This window comes from Aquimarina intermedia (assembly GCF_008124785.1).
Taxonomy (GTDB): Bacteria; Bacteroidota; Bacteroidia; order Flavobacteriales; family Flavobacteriaceae; genus Aquimarina; species Aquimarina intermedia.
Genome location: NZ_VNHU01000008.1, coordinates 12,200 through 34,019, shown reverse-complemented (window position 1 = coordinate 34,019; position 21,820 = coordinate 12,200). Strand labels below are relative to the sequence as shown.

At 35.1% G+C, this 21,820-nt stretch carries 19 protein-coding genes and 1 pseudogene; 7 read left to right on the top strand and 13 right to left on the bottom strand.

Annotated features, from left to right (window positions below):
- Nucleotides 1–18: 18 nt before the first annotated feature.
- Nucleotides 19–774, bottom strand: a complete 756-nt coding sequence (locus BD809_RS11985; protein WP_148783222.1) for an MBL fold metallo-hydrolase — start codon at nt 772–774, stop codon at nt 19–21.
- 286 nt (nt 775–1,060) lie between these two features.
- On the opposite strand from BD809_RS11985, the gene BD809_RS11980 reads away from it, so the two are divergent.
- The gene (locus BD809_RS11980; protein WP_148783221.1) at nt 1,061–1,648 is read left to right on the top strand and encodes a fasciclin domain-containing protein; all 588 of its coding nucleotides are present in this window, start codon (nt 1,061–1,063) and stop codon (nt 1,646–1,648) included.
- Nucleotides 1,649–1,684: 36 nt separating this feature from the next.
- Here the strand turns inward: BD809_RS11980 and BD809_RS11975 are convergent, their stop codons facing one another.
- From BD809_RS11975 to BD809_RS11960, 4 genes are all read right to left on the bottom strand, one after another.
- Nucleotides 1,685–2,152 carry a GNAT family N-acetyltransferase gene (locus tag BD809_RS11975; RefSeq protein WP_148783220.1) on the bottom strand — a complete coding sequence of 156 codons (468 nt, stop codon included), beginning with the start codon at nt 2,150–2,152 and terminating at the stop codon, nt 1,685–1,687.
- A gap of 129 nt (nt 2,153–2,281) precedes the next feature.
- A complete protein-coding gene (locus BD809_RS11970; RefSeq protein ID WP_148783219.1) occupies nt 2,282–4,267 on the bottom strand; it encodes a PAS domain-containing hybrid sensor histidine kinase/response regulator in 1,986 nt (661 codons plus the stop codon).
- A gap of 9 nt (nt 4,268–4,276) precedes the next feature.
- Nucleotides 4,277–5,074: an alpha/beta fold hydrolase gene (locus BD809_RS11965; protein WP_148783218.1), complete on the bottom strand. Its 798-nt coding sequence runs from the start codon at nt 5,072–5,074 to the stop codon at nt 4,277–4,279.
- 238 nt (nt 5,075–5,312) lie between these two features.
- A complete protein-coding gene (locus tag BD809_RS11960; protein WP_148783217.1) occupies nt 5,313–5,741 on the bottom strand; it encodes a DUF1801 domain-containing protein in 429 nt (142 codons plus the stop codon).
- A gap of 183 nt (nt 5,742–5,924) precedes the next feature.
- On the opposite strand from BD809_RS11960, the gene BD809_RS11955 reads away from it, so the two are divergent.
- Nucleotides 5,925–6,470, top strand: a complete 546-nt coding sequence (locus tag BD809_RS11955) for a DUF4494 domain-containing protein (protein ID WP_148783216.1) — start codon at nt 5,925–5,927, stop codon at nt 6,468–6,470.
- A 106-nt stretch (nt 6,471–6,576) separates the two neighbouring features.
- Here BD809_RS11955 and BD809_RS11950 read toward each other — a convergent pair whose 3' ends face one another.
- Together BD809_RS11950 and BD809_RS11945 are read right to left on the bottom strand one after the other, a co-directional pair.
- Nucleotides 6,577–7,296 (bottom strand): metallophosphoesterase family protein, encoded by a 720-nt coding sequence (locus BD809_RS11950; RefSeq protein ID WP_148783215.1) that lies wholly within the window; start codon nt 7,294–7,296, stop codon nt 6,577–6,579.
- 9 nt (nt 7,297–7,305) lie between these two features.
- A complete protein-coding gene (locus tag BD809_RS11945; protein ID WP_148783214.1) occupies nt 7,306–7,881 on the bottom strand; it encodes a pyridoxine/pyridoxamine 5'-phosphate oxidase in 576 nt (191 codons plus the stop codon).
- Between the two features lie 334 nt (nt 7,882–8,215).
- Here BD809_RS11945 and BD809_RS11940 point away from each other — a divergent pair, with 334 nt between their 5' ends.
- Nucleotides 8,216–8,971 carry a hypothetical protein gene (locus BD809_RS11940; protein ID WP_148783213.1) on the top strand — a complete coding sequence of 252 codons (756 nt, stop codon included), beginning with the start codon at nt 8,216–8,218 and terminating at the stop codon, nt 8,969–8,971.
- 761 nt (nt 8,972–9,732) lie between these two features.
- Here BD809_RS11940 and BD809_RS11935 read toward each other — a convergent pair.
- Nucleotides 9,733–11,577, bottom strand: a complete 1,845-nt coding sequence (locus tag BD809_RS11935; protein WP_148783212.1) for a PLP-dependent aminotransferase family protein — start codon at nt 11,575–11,577, stop codon at nt 9,733–9,735.
- 277 nt (nt 11,578–11,854) lie between these two features.
- Between BD809_RS11935 and BD809_RS11930 the strand changes: the two genes are divergently transcribed.
- Nucleotides 11,855–12,472 (top strand): LysE family transporter, encoded by a 618-nt coding sequence (locus tag BD809_RS11930; protein ID WP_148783211.1) that lies wholly within the window; start codon nt 11,855–11,857, stop codon nt 12,470–12,472.
- Nucleotides 12,473–12,524: 52 nt separating this feature from the next.
- Here the strand turns inward: BD809_RS11930 and BD809_RS11925 are convergent, their stop codons facing one another.
- From BD809_RS11925 to BD809_RS11910, 4 genes are all read right to left on the bottom strand, one after another.
- A complete protein-coding gene (locus tag BD809_RS11925) occupies nt 12,525–13,403 on the bottom strand; it encodes an aldose 1-epimerase family protein (protein ID WP_148783210.1) in 879 nt (292 codons plus the stop codon).
- 361 nt (nt 13,404–13,764) lie between these two features.
- Nucleotides 13,765–13,977: a hypothetical protein gene (locus BD809_RS11920; RefSeq protein WP_148783209.1), complete on the bottom strand. Its 213-nt coding sequence runs from the start codon at nt 13,975–13,977 to the stop codon at nt 13,765–13,767.
- A gap of 234 nt (nt 13,978–14,211) precedes the next feature.
- Nucleotides 14,212–14,763, bottom strand: a complete 552-nt coding sequence (locus tag BD809_RS11915; protein ID WP_148783208.1) for a GNAT family N-acetyltransferase — start codon at nt 14,761–14,763, stop codon at nt 14,212–14,214.
- Nucleotides 14,764–15,018: 255 nt separating this feature from the next.
- Nucleotides 15,019–15,744, bottom strand: a complete 726-nt coding sequence (locus BD809_RS11910) for a TlpA family protein disulfide reductase (protein ID WP_148783207.1) — start codon at nt 15,742–15,744, stop codon at nt 15,019–15,021.
- An 827-nt stretch (nt 15,745–16,571) separates the two neighbouring features.
- Between BD809_RS11910 and BD809_RS11905 the strand changes: the two genes are divergently transcribed.
- Nucleotides 16,572–17,726 (top strand): N(5)-(carboxyethyl)ornithine synthase, encoded by a 1,155-nt coding sequence (locus BD809_RS11905; RefSeq protein ID WP_148783206.1) that lies wholly within the window; start codon nt 16,572–16,574, stop codon nt 17,724–17,726.
- 944 nt (nt 17,727–18,670) lie between these two features.
- On the opposite strand, the pseudogene BD809_RS15880 reads toward BD809_RS11905, so the two are convergent.
- Nucleotides 18,671–20,131 (bottom strand): annotated as a pseudogene (locus BD809_RS15880) (serine hydrolase).
- 342 nt (nt 20,132–20,473) lie between these two features.
- Between BD809_RS15880 and BD809_RS11890 the strand changes: the two are divergent.
- Both BD809_RS11890 and BD809_RS11885 read left to right on the top strand, forming a co-directional pair.
- The gene (locus tag BD809_RS11890; RefSeq protein WP_148783203.1) at nt 20,474–20,896 is read left to right on the top strand and encodes a DoxX family protein; all 423 of its coding nucleotides are present in this window, start codon (nt 20,474–20,476) and stop codon (nt 20,894–20,896) included.
- 237 nt (nt 20,897–21,133) lie between these two features.
- Complete coding sequence (locus tag BD809_RS11885) at nt 21,134–21,811, top strand: class I SAM-dependent methyltransferase (RefSeq protein ID WP_148783202.1); 678 nt, start codon at nt 21,134–21,136, stop codon at nt 21,809–21,811.
- Nucleotides 21,812–21,820 lie beyond the last annotated feature (9 nt).

Sequence of the window (21,820 nt, the reverse complement as noted above, 5' to 3'; positions counted from 1 at the left end):
ATAAACGTCTAACAGCTATTAAAATTCAAGTATTTCTCCATCTAAAGGAAGGTGTAAGGTACCTTGCCTTAAATTTTCTAAAGCGTAAACCTTTTTTAGCGAAGCCCTTGTTACTGTACAATGATCCAAAGCCTCCATATGCACTGCGATAACCTGAGCCTCTCCGGCTTTTTTCAGAACCTGCATCGTATCCGCTTCATTCATTAGAATTAAATTCTTTTCATGACCGGGAATAAAAGCGCCACCTGAGTTGGTTACAATCACCTGAGGGGAATAATTGGTGATGATCTGCTCTACCTCATCTACCCAAATGCTGTCTCCGATAATATACAAAGTAGGTTCATCTTCTGCTTGCAATACAAAACCTGAAACTGCGCCCATATGCTTTTCTATTTCTCCACTACCATGCTTTCCGCCGGTACGGGAGATAGTAATTTCCTTCCACACTATCTCTCTTTCAATTTCTTCAGCTTCGGTAAATCCGAATTTTTTCATTTTCGCAAGATCCGGGGGCTGACAAAATAATGGTATATCTTTGGGTAATTTTTCTTTAGCCACTTCATCTAAATGATCTTCATGGGTATGAGTAACTAAGACTAGATCAATACCTTCCAAGATTTCTTCAACTGTCACTGGCAATTCAGAAATAGGATTTTTTTGAATTCCGGCAAACGATTCAAACACTCCTTTGGCTGACAACATAGGATCCAGTAGTATTGTGGTTCCTGCATAATCAATCTTTAAGGTGGCATTACGTATCAGCTGTATCTTCATACATTTGCAAGTTTAAGTAGTTTGTTACAAGCTAGAGATATTGCAAATAAATAAGCCTAAATATTAATTGTTCGTGCCATTTCACTAAAATCACTTTCTCCACCGTTTAACTAATTAAAGATACACAATACTTATTATCAGTTATTTAAATCCATAAAATTGTTTTCAGAATACTAAACAATCAGCCCCTAAATGTTAAAGAAATATTAAAAAACATTGTTTGGAAAAACCGTATCGAGATAGATCTCGTTTATATGCTTGTAAACAATAACATAAAAAAATAACAATGAAACGATCAAACATTTTAACCGTAGTATCTTTTTCAATGACCATTTTGGCAGTAACATCTTCATTTGCACAAGATACTATGATGAAAAAAGAAAAAATAGTAATGGTTGGCGGTGCTGCGATGTATCCTAGTAAAAATATTGTGGAGAATGCTCTAAACTCCAAGGACCACACGACCCTTGTTGCGGCTGTAAAGGCAGCAGAATTGGTAGCTACCTTACAAGGCGAAGGACCTTTTACGGTTTTTGCACCAACCAACAAAGCTTTTAATAAATTACCTAAAGGAACTGTTGAAACTTTGGTAATGCCAGAAAACAAAGCGACACTACATCATATTCTTACTTATCACGTACTTGCGGGAGATTATAAAGCTATGGATATCGTAAAGGCTATTAAAGCCGGAAATGGTAAAGCGATATTTACCACAGTAAACGGCGGGAAACTAACTGCTATGCTAAAAGGAAAAAAAGTAATGCTTATGGATGAAAAAGGTGGGACATCTTGGGTAACCATCGCAGATGTACATCAGTCTAACGGAGTAATTCATGTAATCAATACCGTTTTATTACCGAATGACAAGATGTAATATACTATTTGAGTTAGATTAGAAATACGCCGGTTACTATACCGGCGTTTTTTTATTGCTCCCTTTTTTAAATCTTATCTTTCTTACGCCAAAAGAAGTATCCCATTGCTGTACCTCAATAAAACCTAAGCTTTTATATAGACTACATGCCGGTCCATTGTCTACCCCTGTTTCTACGGTATATATTGCATTAGTATTCTGCTCCATAACAAAATCCATTAATCGTTTCCCTATTCCCTGACGGAAATAATCAGGGTCTACGACCAAACTCTGAATATGTGTATTATTTTTTTCTTCTATCACCTCAATTACTGCGGCCATCTGACCATCTTTGTAAAAACCGTAAAATGCCGTAGTGCTCTCTTGCAGATCAAGAACTGTTCTTTGGAGTGGAGGAAAATTTTCAGCTTTTAGAATATCGGCTTCTATACGATATGATACCTGAAATACTCGATATATTTCTTCAGCGAGTGTATGTTGCGTAACATCAATCCTTTTTATCATGTTAGTTTTCTTCTTTTTAAGCTTTATACGATAACACTACTCTTTTTTTTTTAAGAAAGCAGCACTGTGTAAATTTATTAAGATATCAGATCAAGTTTCATCTATTAAAAAACAAGCCTACGTTACTTACTATTCACAAATTGACTGATTGCTGTTACTTTGTTCTCGTATCCAATCTGCCAACTGCCCTAAGGCAACTCTAATCTCTTTGGATGTATGTAAAAATTCCTGTTTTCTATCATCAGATAAGAGTTGTGTAGCTATAGTCATCTTTGAACGTAATACATCCAGTTGAAATATAGTCAGTAAAGATATATTCTTATGAACAGCAGCCCGGTAAGCTGGTAGGGAAAAACTAGTTTCTATTTTGATGAAATCCTCAATAACTTGCGTTAATTCTATAAGTACTATCTCAAAATAATTTTGAATAGCTTCACAATCGTTCTCAAAAATTTCACAAAGAATTTTAGTTGAGAATTCGGTATGATTAGTACGCTCCCCGGTTACCTCCATAGTAGGATCTGCATGTACAGCTCGCTTGTCTGCAGTTCGAACATATTCAATAATAGTTTGATAAAATTGATTCGCTCTAAAGGGTTTTTGAACCAACCCGTTCATCCCGCTGCGTTTTACTTTGAATTTTATTTCGTTGGCGTCATAAGCTGACAATGCAATTATAGGTAATTGCATATATTTTGCCTCAGGTAGCGCACGGATACATTCGGTAGTCTGATAGCCGTCCATTTCAGGCATATTAAGATCCATAAAAACCAAGTCAAAATCCTTTTCCTGTACTCGCTTGAGCGCCTCTTCTCCGTTAGTGACATGTTCAAAAGGAATGTTCCAAATTTTAAAATAGTGCTTAATTACAAGTATGTTAGAAAAAATATCATCAACCACTAAAATTTTAATGTGAGACAGGTCTTCTTTATGCTCTAGAATTTCTTCAGTTTTTTCCTCTTTGACTTCTTCCAAAGTTCTTTGTAGGCCTAAATCAAAACTAAAGGTAGAACCTTCTCCCAACCTACTACTCACAGTTAACTGACTATCCAACAGATTTAAAAGCTTTTGAACAATGCTTAGTCCTAATCCTGATCCTCCAAAATTCTTATGAATAGTATCGTTCGCTTGCGTAAAAGGATCAAAAATTTTAGCTAACTCTGACTCACTCATACCGATCCCCTCATCTTTTAACTCAAAATGAATGATAAATCGGTCTTCTACAGTTGCTTTTAATGAAAGTTGCAACCGTATAGTCCCCTGTTGTGTAAATTTAATGGCATTGCCAATAAGGTTGGTGAAAATCTGACGAATCTTACCGCCATCTCCTATCATAATTTCAGGAACCGTCTCTGAAATAATTAGTTCAAAATTAACATCCTTGCCTAAGGCTAACGGACGGTAAACTTGTAGTAAACGTTCAAATACGCTGCGAATATTAAAGGGGGCTTCATCTATTTTTACCTTACCAACTTCCATCTTACTTAGATCAAGCACCGAATTAACTAACTCCAATAAATTATTACTTGAGAAATTGATGACTTCTAATAATTCGCGCTGTTCTTGTGAGGAATACTCTTGTAACAAAATGTTTCCGGCATTTAAAATAGCATGAATAGGCGTTCTAATCTCGTGTGTTATAGTAGACAAGAAAATAGATTTTGCTCGGACTGCTTCTTCTGAAGCCTTCTTTGCGTTTAAAAGCTCTACTTCATATTTTTTTCGATCAGAAAAAGGAAGGAGTATATATTGATAAGCTACAATGTTTCCCTTAGCATCTTTATGTTGAGATGAATTAAGCAATACTGATATGCTGCTTCCATCTTTGCAAATAAGGTCGTAATTGATTTCATTGGCTTGGTCATGCAACTTCAGCAGTGCAATATGTCGTGTTTCATAAAACAATTTGCCTCCAATAGATAATAGTTCTTGAAAACGCATGGTGTTCTCCATCTCCTCTGGCAAAAACTTCAACCAGTTACATAGTGTGTCATTGACCTTTAAAATACTCCCGTTAGGTGCTGTGAGTATATAGCCACAAGGCGCTTCTTTAAATAAATCTATCCAATCTTTTGGGGAGTGATATGGAGTATTTGCTGGTGTAGTTGCTTTCATACTCGTCTATTATTTGCTTAGAAATTGACGAATGACCGCTGTGGTTTCTGTAGGGGCGCTCATATGAGGACAATGTCCTGTTGCATTTAATTTTTTATACTCGCTATTGGTAATTGCCTGATGTGTATACATACCGACTACTTCTGGAGCAATCATATCGTCAGAACATTGTATTATCAGGCTATGAGCTTTCACATTTTTAAGATCCTTTCTATTATCTGACAAAAAAGTAACACGAGCAAAATACTGAGCAATGGTAGGTTCCATCTTACAGAAACTTTCGGTTAATTCTTCACCTAATTCAGGTCTATCAGAATTGCCCATGATACTTGGAGCGAGTGCAGCTGACCAACCTAAATAATTTGATTCCATAGTTTGTAATAATTCTTCTATATCGTTCCGATCAAAACCACCCACATAATCAGCGTTGTTGATGTAACAGGGAGAGGGTCCGATCATAATTAGCTTAGAAAAAAGACCGGGAGCTTGTATATCAGCAAGCGCACCAATCATAGCGCTTACAGAATGACCGACAAAAATTACCTCTTTTAAATTCAAGATTTGACAAACTTCAACAACATCTTGGGCGTAGCCATGCAACGAAGCATATTTTTCTGGATGATATGCTGACAAATCAGAGTCTCCTGCTCCTACCAAATCTATTAAAACTATTTTATAATCTTCATCAAAAGATGGAACCATGAGACGCCACATATTTTGATCGCATCCAAAACCATGTACAAATAACATCGGTTGTTCACCTTTACCTGAAATTTGCACATTATTCCTTTTTAAAACATCTCCCATTTTAAATTTGATTTGTGTGTGTATTAGTACTTAAAACAAATGCTTCGTACTTGTAATTTGAAAAAACCAAATTACGTTATTTATCCTAAAGAAAATAATTCATTTTTTATAAGAGGTCTTACTTGCAATGCATACATTTTAACAAAACCTAGGTGTATTTATTTTTTTATCAAATAATACATGATAAACTTCTCTTCAAACTCTATAAAATATCTAATATACCTACAAAAATTTATATCTAAATCCCTAAAGTGGGTAAGTGTTTCGCCATATGATAGATGAGTGCCGCTCTAATACATGCTTTGAGCTCTTCTTCAGGAATCGGATCATATAGATTGAAAATAATAGCTCGATTTCCTTCAAAACTAAACGTATCACTATATACCCTTTTAAACGTAGGAACTAATCTGCTAGCACAGTGAAAGTACATTCCGTAATAATCAGGCGTTTTTGGATTCCAGCCGATTCTAAGCGTACTCCCCTTTTTAGTCACATAGCTGGGTTCGCCCCATTTTAATGTTTCTACTAGCACGGTGACATGCTCGGTGACATTTGCTGTTTCTATGATCAACTTACGAAGTATAAGAATTCGTTCTCTGAATGCAGCTGGATAGCTTTCAATAACGGTTTGGACTTCGGAAGATGACAGCATCGATACCTTTTCCATAGTTATAAGAAGTTTTTCGGTATTAACAAAGATTCTTTACTGATCGAATAAGGTACTACTTTTTATAACTATAATGATATAAGAAGTTTATGCATTTTCGAAACAAATTGTGAATATCTCTTCTTAAAATATACTTCTCTCCTTTTATGAAAAATCTATATTTGCCGTCCAAAAAAAATTGATATGAGCGTAACGTGGTACGAGTGCAAAGTAAAATACAGAAAAACGCATGAAACAGGAGAGCAAAAGGTAACTACCGAATCCTATTTACTGGACGCAATTTCATACACTGAAGCTGAAGCTAGAATCAATGAGGAAATGGCTGCCTATACGAGTGAAGAGTTTATGATTACTAATATCAAGGTAGCTAATCTATCTGAGGTTCATCCTTTTGAAAATTCGGATCGTTGGTTTAAATCTAAGGTGTCGTTAATCTCTTTTGATGAAGAAAGTGGAAAGGAACGCAAAACGAACCTTTATATGCTGATTCAGGCAAATGATGTAAAAGAAGCGTATGATAATACGTTAACGGCAATGAAAGGCACAACTGGTGACTACAGTATACCAGCAATTACAGAATCTCCGATTATGGATGTATTTCCTTATTTTACAGGCGAAGAGGAACAGTTAGAAAAGTTTCATGCCATAGAGAAAACGGAAACTGAAAATACCAGTGAAATTCACGAAACAACTGAAACACCTAATTTTATAGCAAGCGAAGAAGAATAATCTTCGCTTGTTACTAACACAAACGTTCTTATACAGCCAAATTGGCTATTCGTTGATTTTTTAAATAAAGGTTTTACTGAGTAGAACGTATCAAAAAGCAATCCTTTCAACTATTGGGAAACGTCACTAGATTGGTTTGAATGGTATCCTTTTTCAGCTCAATAATCCTATATCCAAACGCTGCATTGTTAATTTTGATAACACCCAATAATTTCTCCACCTGATAAGAACTCGCAGGTGTTACCTGTTGGATGATATTTTCAATATGCTGCGTGTCATTAAAATGGTAGTGTCCGCAAAAGATATAAATCTCATTTTCACTACTCAGTAATGCTGTTTGAATCCGCCCCCGTTGCTGTAATGCAAAGCGCTTGTCAACCTCAGCTTCAATAGCTAAAATCGGATGGTGAATAAAAATAACTATTTTTTTCTGGGTGATAAGTTCTTTTGTAAGCCAGTTCAATTGCTGTTCGCTTATAAACCCCTTACTGGAGTCCAAAAATATAAATTTGAAATATTCAAGCTCTTGCGTGTAATACAGTTCAATTTGATTTCTAGAATTTTCAAAATTATAGTACTTTATTACTTCGTCAAAAGAATCATGATTACCTAACGTAATAGCGAGATTATATTCCTTAAGGGAGTCAAAAAACCATTTATTTGAAGATTTTAGACCAATATCTCCGCCAAATATAATTTGATTGATTTGGCGTGAGGAAATATCCTGAAGCAGTGTTTTCCAATTTTTTTGAGCATCAACTCCGCAATCCACGGGAAACTTTTCATCCAAATGAATATCGGTTATGTAAGCAATCTTTTTATCCATGCTGTCTGATTAAGGTTGTAGTAGTGTAGATTTCCAACGATTCTCAACGTGTTGATATAGTATTCTTTCATGAAGTCTGCTATTCTTGAATTCCATAAATTCAATCCGAATAGGTTGAATTGAAATCCCGCTCCAGTTTTCAGGAAGTTTAATTTCCCTATTTTCCAGTTCGGTTTTCTGTGCTTCGAACTGTTCTTTGAGCTGCGAAATACTTTGTATTTCTTCGCCTTGAGTAAATGTAGCAGCCACTATTTTAGAATCTCTATTTCGTTGTTCAAAATAGGTTTTTGCTAGGGCTTGAGAAATCTTTGTTACATCTCCCTGTATTCTAACTTGCCTCTCGGATGATGTCCACCAAAAAGTTAAGGCTGCTTTTTTATGATTTTCTATTTCCCTACCTTTTCTTGAGCTCAAGGAGCCTGTGACAACAAATGAATCCTCAACAATTTCTTTGAGTGAAACAAATCGAGCATTTGGATACCCATCTAAACCTACGGTGGATAAACAACATGCATTAGATAGTTTTCTATTATTTTGACTCTTTTCTTCGCTGAACCATTGTTCAAAAAGGGTAATGGGATTCATAATATCTATTTATACGTGCTACAAACTTATAAAAAGATTTTTATAGATAGACTTAAAGCCTTAGCATTGATTCATAGCCAAACAATATATACAACATCTGTGATCAGGATGTAAGAATTTAAAGACAGGAGACTATCAAATGGATAGTTCATAAACTTCATGAAAATGATTGCTTGTAAATTTGTAGATAGGACGGCAAGAAAAGAATACAAAGTGCAAAATATCTTATATTTTGCACTTTACAAATACTATTAAATATTCGCAATATAGCGCTGCCTTTTCTATTCTAAGTAATAAATTATTGCTTACATCGTCTTTAGTATAAATAACAGATATGAATTACCCCTTTATTAAGCCTACCTATTACTATTCTTTGTTTAAAGTGTTTATTAACTTTATACGGAATCCTAAAAATGAAAGGAATGTCTCAAAAACCACTAAGCAGAAAGTATATGACACTATAGGCTTACTAATAATAAAAACACTACTCCTAATACCCGTCGTTTTATTTTTTGCCATTGTCTATGATCCAGAAAATATACAAAAAGCAAATATGTCTGAACGTTTTACGCCAATCGCTTTATTAATAGTTGGTGTAGTAATTTTACCTCTTCTTGAAGAAGTACTTTTTAGACTTTCGCTTAAATTTAAACCTTTTTATTTTACTGTGACATCGGGTGTATTCTGTTATTATACTCTGACTAAACTTGTGTTTCACACTAAATTAAGTGCAATAGATGAAAGTTTTTTGAAAAGAGTAATTTTCTCTATTATAGCAGCAATAATTGCTTACCTTATCATCCATATTAAGTCTTTCACGGATATATTAAATAAATTATGGGTTCAGCATTTTCAAAGTATTTATTATATTTCTTGTTTGATTTTCGCTTGGATGCATTATTCAAAATACGAAATAAACTGGACTAATATTCTCTTACTTCCCATTCTAACCTTACCTCAATTAGTTAGTGCCTTGATTTACGGATATATTAGAGTATCATATGGATTTCAGTATACTCTGTTCTTGCATATGTCGAATAACTTTTTGGGGTTTAGTATGTCCTTTTTATTTGCCATGGATTTAATTTGAGCAAATGCGCTCCTTTGTTATTTTGTAGATTTCTTTTGTTTTGGATGATTTTTTTGAAATTCACCTTCTACCCTTTCTGGCTGCGCACTGCTTAGCCACCTTTCCCTGTCAAGGGAAAGGAGTAGAGTTCTTTAAACTCTAGTATTTTACATTTGGAATGCTGACTTTAGTGCTCAATTGTTCTTTATTCTTTTTTGCATTGCCCAATAAAGAATCAACCCGCCCGAACGCATATTTTCGGTACCTGCCCAAAGAGCAATTCAGGTGGGCGGGAAAGGTCTAGTCTTAAAAAATTTTTAGCTAAAAATATTGTTCAATACGTTACATGAAATTAAACAGGCTAACTAACTTGTGCTACACAAGTGTTTATTATGTTTTTTGGTACGTTACAACTCTTAGTTTTCAACCAATTTCCTGTAGCCACTGCTTTCACTTCATTTTTTATACTAAAGTTTTTAAAGGACATTTACTCATTTAGATTCTATTATCTTACATTCTCTAGTGTATACTTGTAAGTGGTAAACTTACCGTAATAGCTAATATCTCTTGCTTAATCACTAATCTATTATGAAACCTCTAAAATTTCACTTTTGCAGTTTTATATTTTACATTTATAATTCTGCTTTCATAATTGAATAGTTACCCTTTCCGGCTGCGCTATGCTTAGCCACCTTTCCCTGACAAGAGAAAGGAGCTGCTTTAAGATGTTATTCCGAAAGTTTTATTCTTTAATTAAAATCTCTTTTATACTTATTTCAATATCAAATACTTTTGACAAAGTCCAAAAACACTTCTTTATGTCGTTTTAGATCCATATTCGGAGAGAGTGCTACACGAGCGATATAATCTTTGTCTCCTTCTTTGGTCGTTCCTTGTGTAGAGGTAGCCGGTATCGTCCAATAACAACCTTTTAATTGTCCGTAGCTTACACAGTACTTACTTTGTTCCGGGATTTCTGTAATCATTAAATTAATCAATGTATGATTTAATGCACGTTTATAACGCTCCCTTTCCTCGGCAGTAGCACCTTTGGTAGGAAGATCCAATGAAAACACCGAGGGTGTAAATCCTTGCTCAGCCAATGCATGAGAAACAAAATTGATTTTAGCTTCCGGTAAGGTTTCTTCGATAAAGTTTACAAACTCACGGGTATTTTTATATGCCTTCTCAATTCTTTGATTCATAGACGGCAATTGCATGGCTAGTATTTCATACTGTAATTGTGTAGCCTCATTATCACAAAGTATCAGATGCTTTTCTATTTTTTTCATCATGTTTTGGGTTTTATCATTCCCTACACAATATCCTGCCGTGCTTTGTCCACCACTCGGAAATTTTGATCCGCTGGCATACGAAATGGCTCTAACATCTGAGAGTATATTCCCTTCACCCAGAAACTGTACATTAGGACAAAAGGTTTGATCCAAAATAAAAACCGGATCCACAGCTACTGCACCGCTGGCAGTATTGCGAACTTCACTCAATACATTTTTTAATTGGATCAGATCCGGAACCTCTACTCTGGGATTGGTCGGAATTTCTGCTATGATATACGGAATGGCATCTTGATTAGCAATTGTCTCTAATACGGTAGCAATACTTTTTACCATATCATTATCACCATCAACAGGTAAATCCACAATTTCTACATTCTCCAGAGTCGCAGCAACACGTCTTGCCTGATCATTCGTACCTCCGTAGCAATTAGGTGGTACAACGAACTTGATAGCCTTACCTTTGTAATTTTCTATAGCATCATCAATAAGTCCCATCATAATGGCGTATTGAACTGACAACCCACTCGAACCAACTAATGGTTTTGTTGTTGTTCCGGTTATGGTTGTGATTGCATCTAAAACAGCTGCTTTATTTGCTTCAACGTTAGATTTCTTAATTTCTAAAGGTGATTGTGCTACCAACGCTTGTAACGCTGCATAACAGTTAATCGGTGTCATAGCAATAGTCTCTCTTCTTCGTACATGCTGAACTTTTGAAACATACGCTTCATTTCGTTCCCCATTAACTACCAAAACACTACCCAGATTGGTATGCGTACTCACATGAAAATCGATAGTTTTCTGAAGATTTACAGCAGCGATATCTGTTTGTTCGGAAACAAAAATTGTGCTGCCATCAAATGCTTCGAGAGCATCGATACTTTCTATTTTTTTTAAGTTAAAGGTATAGCCATATACACGCTGCAGCGTGTCAGCGTCAAAAGAATTCGGTAACCTATCCTTATAAACGATCTGAGTGTTTTTGTTAGCTAATAAATTAGTCCTAAGCACTGCCAGTATAGGTACTGTTACGGACGAAAAACTAATTACATTATTGGGGTGCAAATTGTTCAAACGAGCTATCCCCCACTCCAAAACGCATGATAAGGGGTGTCCCAGTCGAATGTAATCATAGGCTGTAGGCAACTCGCTAAGCGCTGATGTCTGCGCATTGTTAGTATTAAATAAGGTTTCAAATCCATCTATAAACTGAGTTTTAGCTAATTGTTCATCGTATATATCAAGTCGATGTGTTGTTAAGCCTAACCAATCAGACGGCATGTTGTTTACAACTTCATTTATATAATCTAAGACCTTATTTTCTTGCATAATTGTATTCACTTTTGATAGGTTGGTAATATAAGATAATTGGATTTTTTTCAAAGAATTTTTAAGATATTTTGTCAGCGTTCATCAAACATTTTCACATTAATTAATGCTCCCAAGTACAGCAGTGTAATAGAAGCAATATAAAGGTGCTGCTGCATGATAAACCAAAAGAATAAATCCTCGCAAAGCAGTGTATAACATATTTTAACCAAATTATAAGTTTATGGTTAGAACCATTTAACGCTTTAAGTCGTTTATTTGCATATATACTAACTTTATGATATTTCTTTCCTCTGTGCTTTTGGGATTTGTGATTGCGTCTTCCGGAAGTATCGTACCAAGTTTTTTGAATCTAACTGTTGTCAAATTCAGTCTAAAAAGCGGAAGAAAATCTGCCTTGTATCTCATTGGAGGCTTTGCGACTGTTCTTTTTTTTCAAGCCAATATAGGTGCTTATCTATCTAGCATCTTAATGAAAAATTCAGAATATATTACCAGCATTCAAAAAGTAGGGACAGGAATCTTACTCCTTTTGTCTCTTAATTTTTTCAGGTTACACTTTACTACCAAAAAACTCAAAAAGAAAAAAGAAATTGACAAGTCCAAGGCCTATTTACATGGCGTAGGCATGTCATTACTCAACACCTTTGCCATTCCTTTTTATTTTACCTCCATTTCTTTTTTAATAGGATTGGAATATTTTGAATACTCTTTTCTGAATAGTTTATACTTCTCCATAGGTTCTACAGCAGGTTCTTTTTCGCTATACGCGTTGTATGCAAAGTTGGCCCCAAAAATCGAAGAAAAACTCACTTTTATCGCAACCAAAATGGATCTTATTCTGGGCTGTTTAACGGGTGTTGTGGGTATTGGTAATTTGTTGTATTTGCTTTAAAGTGAATTTATATTCAAAAAACGAAACTGTAAAAACATGTTTTATTCTACTACTAGTATTCAATTTCCGTTTCAATAGCAATTGAAAATTCAGCACCAGGCTCTATAGTTTTGTAATCAGTTTTTTTTGTCAATTCGATAGCTTCATCTTCTCTATCCGGAAGTCCGAGCCAAGGTTCTATACATACAAAATCAGCTGATGGTTTGGACCATAACGCCAGATGAGGGTAGTCTTTAAAGTTAACGACTATTCCTTTGGTATCGCTCTTTTTACGCAGTCGTACTGAATCACATGCGATGTTGGCGAATACCAAAGCATCATCATCGAATAAAGTATCCGAAAGTGGAAGTATACCTTTATTACTATTGATCTTTCTTCTGTGATCCGATAGCAATCCTGATACAGCCAAAACATTGGCCTCAAGGTTTAAGGGCTTTGCAAATTCGATCACATAATCGGATAAATGTATGTTTTCACTTAATGGACACGCATAGGCTGTATGTCCACCACAAGCAAATTGCATAGGAATGGTGTCACGGTTTACTACTTTATATGTCATGAGTAAACGCTTTTCTATAAGCGCATACTCTATTGAAAATGTAAATTTGAATGGATATTGATGTAAGGTTTCTTTCGAACTTGTCAGGGTAAAAGCACAGCTAGCCACTCCTTGTCTCTCAAAACTAAGTTGATCATTATTTCGAATAATACCGTGCTTTGGCATGGCATACGCTTTTCCATTATAAAGAATTCTATCTTCTTTTATCTTCCCAATAGCCGGGAACAAAACAGGAGAGCTACTGCCCCATATGGTATCGTCTATTTGCCAAATGTACTCCTCTCCTGTTGCCTTATTCTTAACAGAACGGATTTCTGCTCCCTTTGATTCAATAGTGCAAGTGAGCATTTCATTTTCTATAGTGTACAACATATTTTATTATTTAAACAGTCCCTTAGTTAAGGTCTAGTCTATACAACGTTCTTTTTTTGCTTCTGATTTTTTAAGTTTTAGAGCCAAATCTAGATGTCTTTACAAATTAGTTCAAGCTATATAGTTTTATCCTTTTCGCAGCCGTTTTTTAGATATCTCTATTTTCGTTTTTGTAAAGCTCAATTGCTATTAAAAACTTCAATCCTCCTTTTCCAGTTTGATCATATAAAAACCCAATCAATTCAGGATGATTTTCATTTACCCAAGTCAAGAGACTATTTTTATTTTTATCCCAGGTTGGATGGTCAAAATTTACATACGCTGATTATTTTATCGTTTTGAAACCTAACAGTTTGACTTGTTATAAATGGTTTTTCGTGAAGAAACAGGATTCTTTTGTCATCTTCGAAATTTTTGCAATAACTACATCGCCTTTTTGTTCAATTTCAAGGATTTCATAGTTCGGATCAAATACAGCATCCCATTTTAAAAGTTCCAAATAATTCTTAATAGCATAGGTAATACTTTGTTCTCCTTCTATCGTTTGTAAGCTATCTCCAAACCAGTTAGACATTTTGGAATAGTCCGATTTATCAAGAACCTCAAAGTATTGTTTTGCAATTGCGACCCTATCACTGTCCTTTTAGGTGTTTTTACAGGATAATAACCCTACTGCCAATAGTGCTATAACTATGATTTTATTCATGTGTTTTTGGTTTTAATACTCCTAAATTTGTTGTGAGATGTTATTGATTGGAGGAATTATAAGTAGCGAACTTAGCGTCAAAAGACATAGTTCAATTTACCGTTAGTAACCTTGCATTCGTATCCATTCAGTTTTTTTGAGGCTATAAAAATTATGAGGTACACCATCATATTCAAATTGATCAACATATTGCAAACCAAGGTTTCTCAAGATTGTATTGGATGCTATATGCTTAATATCAGCCGCTGCGCCAATTTCTTCTAACTTAAGTTGTTCAAACCCATAGTTTAGCGATGCGAGTGCTGTTTCAGTAGCAATACCTTTACCCCAATATTTTTTTATGAGTCTATAGCCCAAATCATAGTAGTCAAATTCTTTTCTCAATCCGTGCTCAAATTTTAGTCCGGTCCAGCCAATAAAATCGTTTGTTTTTTTATCAATAATCGCCCAACGCCCAATTCCATTTTTGACATATTGCGCTCTGATCGAAGCAATGATTTGTTTGGCTTCTTCAATGGTTTGTATGGGTTTATTCCCTAAAAACTCATGAACCTCGGGATCAGAATCAAGTTCAAACATTCCTTGTGCATCAGTCTCCTCAATATCGCGTATGATACAACGTTCTGTTTCTATAGTTACTTTTTTATATATCATTCGAAATTTGGTGATTGTTGATGTGTTTGTCTAAACTAAAGTTTTTATTTGAGATAAGCTACTGCTAAAGAAAAAGGCCAAAGTTTATCGAAGTGCGACATGAATCTTGAGACAACATAAGAAGTTCATAGACATGACTATGATCTATAGAAACTCATACCAATCCACGTACTAACAAATATCGCCCCGATTTAGTCAACACAGGATTTATGCTCGGTCGTACCGATCGCATTGATGCTTAGTAATTAGTCACAGTTATTTTAGCTCTTTAATAATTTCGATAAATCCTTTACCATCACTCATTTTAGGTTCTTCTCCTTTTTTGCTTTCATATGGAACTCCACCTTTCACATATCTTAATATTCCATTTTTATCCAAAAACAAATTCATAGGATATTCTTTAATACCTAAATGGTCTATAAAACCTTTAGAATCGATTAGATGTTTAAAGTTAAAAGTATACTTTGTTAGAAACTTTGCAACATCTTCTTTTTTCTCATATGTAATAGCAATAAAATTGGAGTCATTCTTGTATTTTTCTTTAATTTTATTTAAAACTGGCATTTCTTCAATGCAAGGCGCACAATTCATATACCAAAAATTTATCAAAGTTGGTTTCCCTTTTAATTTTTCTAAATCAATTTTTCCATTTGTTAATGTATTCAAGTTAAATTTTGGAAATTCTTTGTTTTTAAATTCTGATAGTGGTCCATAATTAAACAATTTGTTTTGCTTTTCTTTAGTGAATTTAAAAATAACTTTAGAAATGATTGAGTCTTTTTTAGTTTCAGTTTCGTCTATGGTCAAACTGGCAAACAATTTTTGTCCATAAGTCTTCTCAATTTCAATTTCCCTTTCAGAAACTTTTTCTTTTATTTCTGCTTCGGTCAACCTGTTTTTACCGTTTGTTGTGTAGTATTTTATTTGTGAATAAGAAGCTAAAGAACTAAAAAACAACAGGATAATAATTAATTTTTTCATAATTTTGTTTAATTGGTACTAACACTGTCATATAAACACCGTTTGGTAATTATACTTTGATAATCATATTATTAAAAAGTACCAAAACGTCACTAAGCGGGGTGGGAATTTGGTTTTAACAAAGACTAAGCTACAGATTTTATTTGAAATAGACGATTTTTTGAGGCATTAGTTACTAGGCACGAGGCAATAGATGAGTTTTATAGGTGAGTTAAAGCAGATATGATTCAGGAAATAGGATATTTTCATTTATAGTATCTTGCGTTTTATCTTCTTAATTCAATTGATGTTTATTCTTTTTTGCATTGCCCAACCCTCGACTCCGCTCGGGATGACATGAATCATCCCGCACGATCACATATTTTCGGTACGTACGCGATATGTCATTCAGGTGGGCTGGAAATGTACTTTTATGATATAGGTTGCCCATTTGAAGTGGAAAACTATGATGTCAAGTATGGATCACTTTTAAATTTTATATTTAAAGTTTGTCATTTTACATTTTAAAACACCCTTTCTGACCGCGCTGTGCTTAGTACTTTTTCTCTGTTGAGAAAAGAATTGGGTTGATGCAATTACTTTGATATTTTGCTTTTACTGATTTTTAATAAAGTATCTTTGTTACAGTAGTATGTATCATTTGATATTAATTGTCTCTTCGCAACGCTTCAGCGAATTCCTAAGGCTTTTTTAAGCTCTTACTTTGACTAATAAAACTCTAGTAGCCAACTTAATGCCTGATTGCTAGCATAAAACTATTTAATAGTGATTCTAATCTAACGCGTTGCTCACGTCATTACTCTGCAATACGTTTCAATCTAAAGAGCATGGCTTTATTACAAATGGGTGTCATCGGCACTTCAAAAAAACAGGATGAAAGACGTGTACCTATCCATCCGGCACATTTGAACAGACTTCCCGAATATATTCGCAAACAACTCATCTTTGAGAAAGGCTACGGCGTACCATTCAACATCGAAGATGAGGAAATTAGCGACTTAACCGGCGGAATTGCGACACGTGATGAAATATTATCGGAAATCGGTGCTGCTATTATTGCTAAACCTGTTTTATCGGATCTAGAAGCGTTTAAACACGGCGGTATCCTATGGGGCTATCCACATTGTGCGCAACAAATGCAAATCACACAAACAGCTATCAATAAAAAATTAACCTTAATCGCTTTTGAAGATATGTATGTATGGAATCCCAATGGACAAATGGGAAGACATACCTTTTATAAAAATAACGAAATGGCCGGATATAGTGCAGTGATTCATGCCCTACAATTAAAAGGGATTGATGGTCACTATGGCAATCAACGCAAAGTGATTATTTTTAGTTTTGGTGCAGTGAGTAGAGGTGCTATTTATGCTCTAAAAGCACATGGTTTTAGAGATATTACGATTTGTATTCAACGACCGGATCATGAGGTTAGAGAAGAAGTGTTAGATGTACATTATACGCGACTACGAAAAGGAAATAAGAACGAACCTCGATTAATTGTGGTTGAACACGATGGTTCAGAACGCCCGTTACTCGATGTGATAAATGAATCTGAAATTATTATCAATGGCACTTATCAGGATACCGATGATCCCATTGATTACGTAACAGCCGATGAAAAGGCGATGCTTCAACCCGGTACACTAATAATAGATGTGAGTTGTGATGAAGGCATGGGATTTTATTTTGCCAAACCCACCACGTTCAAAAACCCTATCATAGCCATTGATAAAATTGATTACTACGCAGTAGATCATACCCCAAGTTATTTCTGGGAGAGCGCGTCCAGGTCTATTTCTGCTGCATTAATTGTGCATTTACCATCAGTAATCTTGGGTCGCGAGGGTTGGAATAAAAATATGACGATCAAAAATGCTATCAACGTTGATCAAGGAGTCATCATAAAAGATTCCATTCTTAGATTTCAAAATCGTAATGCAAATTATCCTCATATAATCAATGAGCTGGTGCACTAAATATCTTGAAGTAGCTTGGCTGGGTTTTTAACCCAATTATAAAAGTAGTTTGAATTCAGGAAGCAGGACTCCCTTTATTTTTCAACTTATAATTTCAACCTTAATATTTTTAATTTTACTTTTTACAATTAAAATTTTTACTTCGATATTCGATATTCGCAATTCGACATTCAAAATTCGTCAACTACCCTTTCCGACCGCGCTGCGCTTGGCCACCTTTCCCTTGCCAGGGAAAGGAGTTGTTTTGTGATATATCTTTTTTATAAAATTCTATTGATAGTTCCTATCTGTCAGGTCGAGCCCTTCGTCTGCGCTCAGGATAAACTACAGTCGAGACCTAATCTTCAGCGAAATGCTCAACCTCTCAATTCCGTTCGAGGTGACAACGATTTGATAACAAGCTTATAATAATAGATATCTAAAAAAACACTTTTAAATTTTAAATTTGGCATTTTAAAATTAAAATTTTTACTTCGATATTCGATATTCATAATTTGGCATTCAAAATTCGTTAACTACCCTTTCTGTCCGTGCTGCGCTTGGCCACCTTTCCTTGCCAGGGAAAGGAGTTGTTTTTAAGATGTTTAAATTTAGGTTCCAAATTTTAACAAAAATCGACAAACCCAGTGATAACGGGATCCGCAAGTGATGTAAGGTCATTTCGCAATAGAACGAAACAATCAGCAACCGATGTAAAGTTCTTTGAAATTCTGCGAAACCGTCCGCAACCGATGCAAAGTCATTTCGCAAAAGAACAAAACCATCAGCAACCGAAGCAAGGCACTCTGAAATTCTGCGAGACAATCAGCAACTGATGCAAGGCACTCTGAAATTCTGCGAAACCATCAGCAACGAATTCAAAGCTCCCTGAAACTCTGCGAAATCTACCGCAAGTGATACAGAAGCTTTGGGAATAGCTAAAAATAACTTCTCATTTATTTATCTTATTCTAAATTTCGTCTAACAATTTCTTTGCCTGTTTCTCCAAAATACTCCGAAATAATCTTCTGCCAAAGCACCATGCCATTTTCTGAATTTGAGAAGAGCACCAACCCTTGTTTTGAGTTCTTTAAACCGATCGCGATTGTTTTGGTTCCGTAGTCGCCACCTGTGTGCATAAAAGCTACCTCATTGTTAGGTAATTCTGGTAATAGTTGCATGCCCAAGCCCCAATCAATTCCATTTTTCTCATGGCTTTGAGTTCTAAAAAATTCATCGTACAATTTTTCAAACAGTCCGGCTCCATTTAGAATGTGTATCATAAATATAGCGTACTCCTCTGCTGTAGTCATCAAATTTGCCGCAGCGTTGGTCTGCGTGTATTTTTCGAAGGGTATAGGATCTCCATTTTCATCGTGCTCCACCGCATATAGCTGTTCATCGATAGTTCCATTCCAATTAAAATACGTGTTATGCATTCCAAGGGGTTCAAATAACGTTTCGCGTGCTATGTCTTCAAAGGGACGCTTTAATTTTTTCTCGATCGCTTTCCGAAGATATTCAAAACCTTCACCCGAATATTGCCATTGTGTTCCGGGTGCAAACTGAAACGATAATTTTTTATCAGCTGTCAAATACCTCCAATTTGGAAAACCAGACTGGTGTGATAAGATATGCCGCGTAGTAAGTTGGTTAAGGTATTGATTTTTTGCTATATCTTCATCAACATGGTAGGTAGCAACAGGCTCGTCTAAATTTCATTGTCCTTCTTCGATTAACTTTAATACTACCATAGCCACAATAGGTTTGGTCAGAGACGCTACTTTATAGACACTTTTTGAAGAAACCGGAACGCCTTTTTTTTGAACACTAAAGGTTCGTAGTTGTTGTAATGCTCCGTCCTTGATATACCCAATAGCAATCGACGGAATTTTATGTTTTCTTAATAAATCTTCTATTTGAACATCCTTGTCAAACAGTTTGTGTACGTATTCGGCATCAAATTTAGGTCCATATGCTGCTTCCGGGGGTCTATGTTCATAGCTCAAGATTCTTTTTAGTCTCCATATTCCGTTTTCTAACAGCCAGGTATTGGTAACCCGTGCCTGCTCCGTCGCATACAATGCTTTGTTCGGTTCTTTTATATAAAATACATGTTTACCGGTTTGAATTGCTCCGTAAACCTTACCCTTACTTTTAAGAACAAATACCTGTAAGGTCTCCTCTACCAATTTTCGAATAGGTTTAAAATTTTTATTTGAGCAAATACTTTGAGAAAATGATCGGTAAAACTGCTCTGAATTCTGAATACCATTTTGATCATGAAAAAATTCCAAGTCCTCATGTAGCACTTTTTTTAAGGCTTTAAAATTGCACTGATTGAATCCTTCCTCGAAAAGAAGGCTATCGGCTTTTTTGAGGGCTAAAAAAAGTGAAGAGTCTTTGCTTACTTGAGCAAAACCCATATGTATAGAAAAGCATACGATAAGGGTTAAAATTAAGGTGTATTTTTTCATATTGAATTTGATTGCAAATAGTTCGTTGCAATAATCTTACTATACGCAATAAATACTATGGAAAAACACCTGACAATAATGCGACAATGTAATGACAAAAATCATAAAACATATACTATCAGATCGTTAGAAATATCCAGCAAAGAATTAAGAATTGCGTTAAAAAGCTTCAGCTTCAAACAAACTACAGATGAACGGTTACAATATTAAGCTCATTTTTAAATTAAAATTAACTAAGTTATCATTCAAAAATCTGTATCTTATTGTCATACAACCAATACCGATTTTATCATGGGCTATATAAAATCACTCAACAAATGGGCTAATGCTCATACGTATTATCCTCTTGATCTTTTGCGAATTGCTTTAGGTATTTTTTTATTCTATAAAGGAGTTTTCTTTATGTCCAATATACGCTTGCTTATAAATCTATATGATCCTATACGATCGGTAATCGGTGACGTAGTACTTGTTCATTATATAGCGCCTGCACACTTTGTCGGTGGCTTTTTAATTGTCTTCGGACTCTTAACGCGCTGGGCAATTCTAGCGCAATTACCGATTCTTATAGGAGCTGTATTAATAAATTTTATTGGGGAGATGATACCTGCCAACCTCTTTTTATCCTCTTTTGTCTTGATAGTTTGTATTTTTTTTCTGTTTTATGGCTCAGGAAAACATTCGGTAGACAAATATTTAAAAATGCAGCAGTAGTTGAATCTTTGTTGTAGTTGTTACTTATTCGTTCCCACAAGGTTTACATCTCAGTAATCAAATCATAACCCCTTCGTATTTTTAAAAGATAGCTAGAAAATAGAATTCCGAAGACTTGATCACCTGACTGTCTGTTCATACAAGCTGCTGCCGGTCCTCCGGCATCATCAATGACTTTATAATATATTTGTACGTTTGTGATACGAAGATCGTTTATATCATCCTAAGTGTTACTTTATGGAGAAGAAAGAAGGCACACCTAATTCGGTAAAAAAACCATGGCCTACCCAAGCTGCTATGCAACAAGTATATGAAATGAAGCTCTGGGGCGGAGAATCATCCGATTTCTACTCAGGCGACGGATCTCATGATCATGAAATAGTCGATCCTTATATTACTGCGGTTACCTCTTTTCTAACTTCATTTGAAAATCCGCTTATTGTTTGTGATTTAGGTTGTGGAGATTTTAATATCGGAAAACAATTAGTTCCGTTTACTAAAAAATATATTGGAATCGATATCGTTCCAAAACTCATCGAACGTAACAGAAACACCTATCACGCCAAAAATCTAGAGTTTAGGTGTTCAGATATTGCTAAAGATAGTTTGCCCATAGGAGATTGTGCATTGGTGAGACAGGTCTTACAGCATTTATCCAATGCAGAGGTACACAGTATTTTGGAGAAACTGCGTGCGTACAACTATATAATTTTGACAGAACATATCCCTGCTGGGGTCTTTGTGCCCAATAAGGATATCATCTCAGGACAAGGAACCCGGCTTAAAAAACAAAGTGGCCTTGATGTTTTAGCCCCACCCTTTCAATTAAAGATAAAAACGGAAAGACAATTACTTTCTGTACAACCAAGAAATCACAATGGCGTGATTGTAACTACATTATTTGAACTTTTTTAAAGCTTATAA

Coding starts and splice junctions, on each gene's coding strand:
- BD809_RS11890 (WP_148783203.1), top strand. CDS start 20,474: ATGGGCTATATAAAATCACTCAACAAATGGGCTAATGCTCATACGTAT.
- BD809_RS11955 (WP_148783216.1), top strand. CDS start 5,925: ATGAGCGTAACGTGGTACGAGTGCAAAGTAAAATACAGAAAAACGCAT.
- BD809_RS11925 (WP_148783210.1), bottom strand. CDS start 13,403: ATGTTGTACACTATAGAAAATGAAATGCTCACTTGCACTATTGAATCA.
- BD809_RS11970 (WP_148783219.1), bottom strand. CDS start 4,267: ATGAAAGCAACTACACCAGCAAATACTCCATATCACTCCCCAAAAGAT.
- BD809_RS11930 (WP_148783211.1), top strand. CDS start 11,855: ATGATATTTCTTTCCTCTGTGCTTTTGGGATTTGTGATTGCGTCTTCC.
- BD809_RS11905 (WP_148783206.1), top strand. CDS start 16,572: ATGGCTTTATTACAAATGGGTGTCATCGGCACTTCAAAAAAACAGGAT.
- BD809_RS11920 (WP_148783209.1), bottom strand. CDS start 13,977: ATGTCTAACTGGTTTGGAGATAGCTTACAAACGATAGAAGGAGAACAA.
- BD809_RS11980 (WP_148783221.1), top strand. CDS start 1,061: ATGAAACGATCAAACATTTTAACCGTAGTATCTTTTTCAATGACCATT.
- BD809_RS11960 (WP_148783217.1), bottom strand. CDS start 5,741: ATGGAAAAGGTATCGATGCTGTCATCTTCCGAAGTCCAAACCGTTATT.
- BD809_RS11945 (WP_148783214.1), bottom strand. CDS start 7,881: ATGAATCCCATTACCCTTTTTGAACAATGGTTCAGCGAAGAAAAGAGT.
- BD809_RS11950 (WP_148783215.1), bottom strand. CDS start 7,296: ATGGATAAAAAGATTGCTTACATAACCGATATTCATTTGGATGAAAAG.
- BD809_RS11910 (WP_148783207.1), bottom strand. CDS start 15,744: ATGAAAAAATTAATTATTATCCTGTTGTTTTTTAGTTCTTTAGCTTCT.
- BD809_RS11915 (WP_148783208.1), bottom strand. CDS start 14,763: ATGATATATAAAAAAGTAACTATAGAAACAGAACGTTGTATCATACGC.
- BD809_RS11940 (WP_148783213.1), top strand. CDS start 8,216: ATGAATTACCCCTTTATTAAGCCTACCTATTACTATTCTTTGTTTAAA.
- BD809_RS11965 (WP_148783218.1), bottom strand. CDS start 5,074: ATGGGAGATGTTTTAAAAAGGAATAATGTGCAAATTTCAGGTAAAGGT.
- BD809_RS11985 (WP_148783222.1), bottom strand. CDS start 774: ATGAAGATACAGCTGATACGTAATGCCACCTTAAAGATTGATTATGCA.
- BD809_RS11935 (WP_148783212.1), bottom strand. CDS start 11,577: ATGCAAGAAAATAAGGTCTTAGATTATATAAATGAAGTTGTAAACAAC.
- BD809_RS11885 (WP_148783202.1), top strand. CDS start 21,134: ATGGAGAAGAAAGAAGGCACACCTAATTCGGTAAAAAAACCATGGCCT.
- BD809_RS11975 (WP_148783220.1), bottom strand. CDS start 2,152: ATGATAAAAAGGATTGATGTTACGCAACATACACTCGCTGAAGAAATA.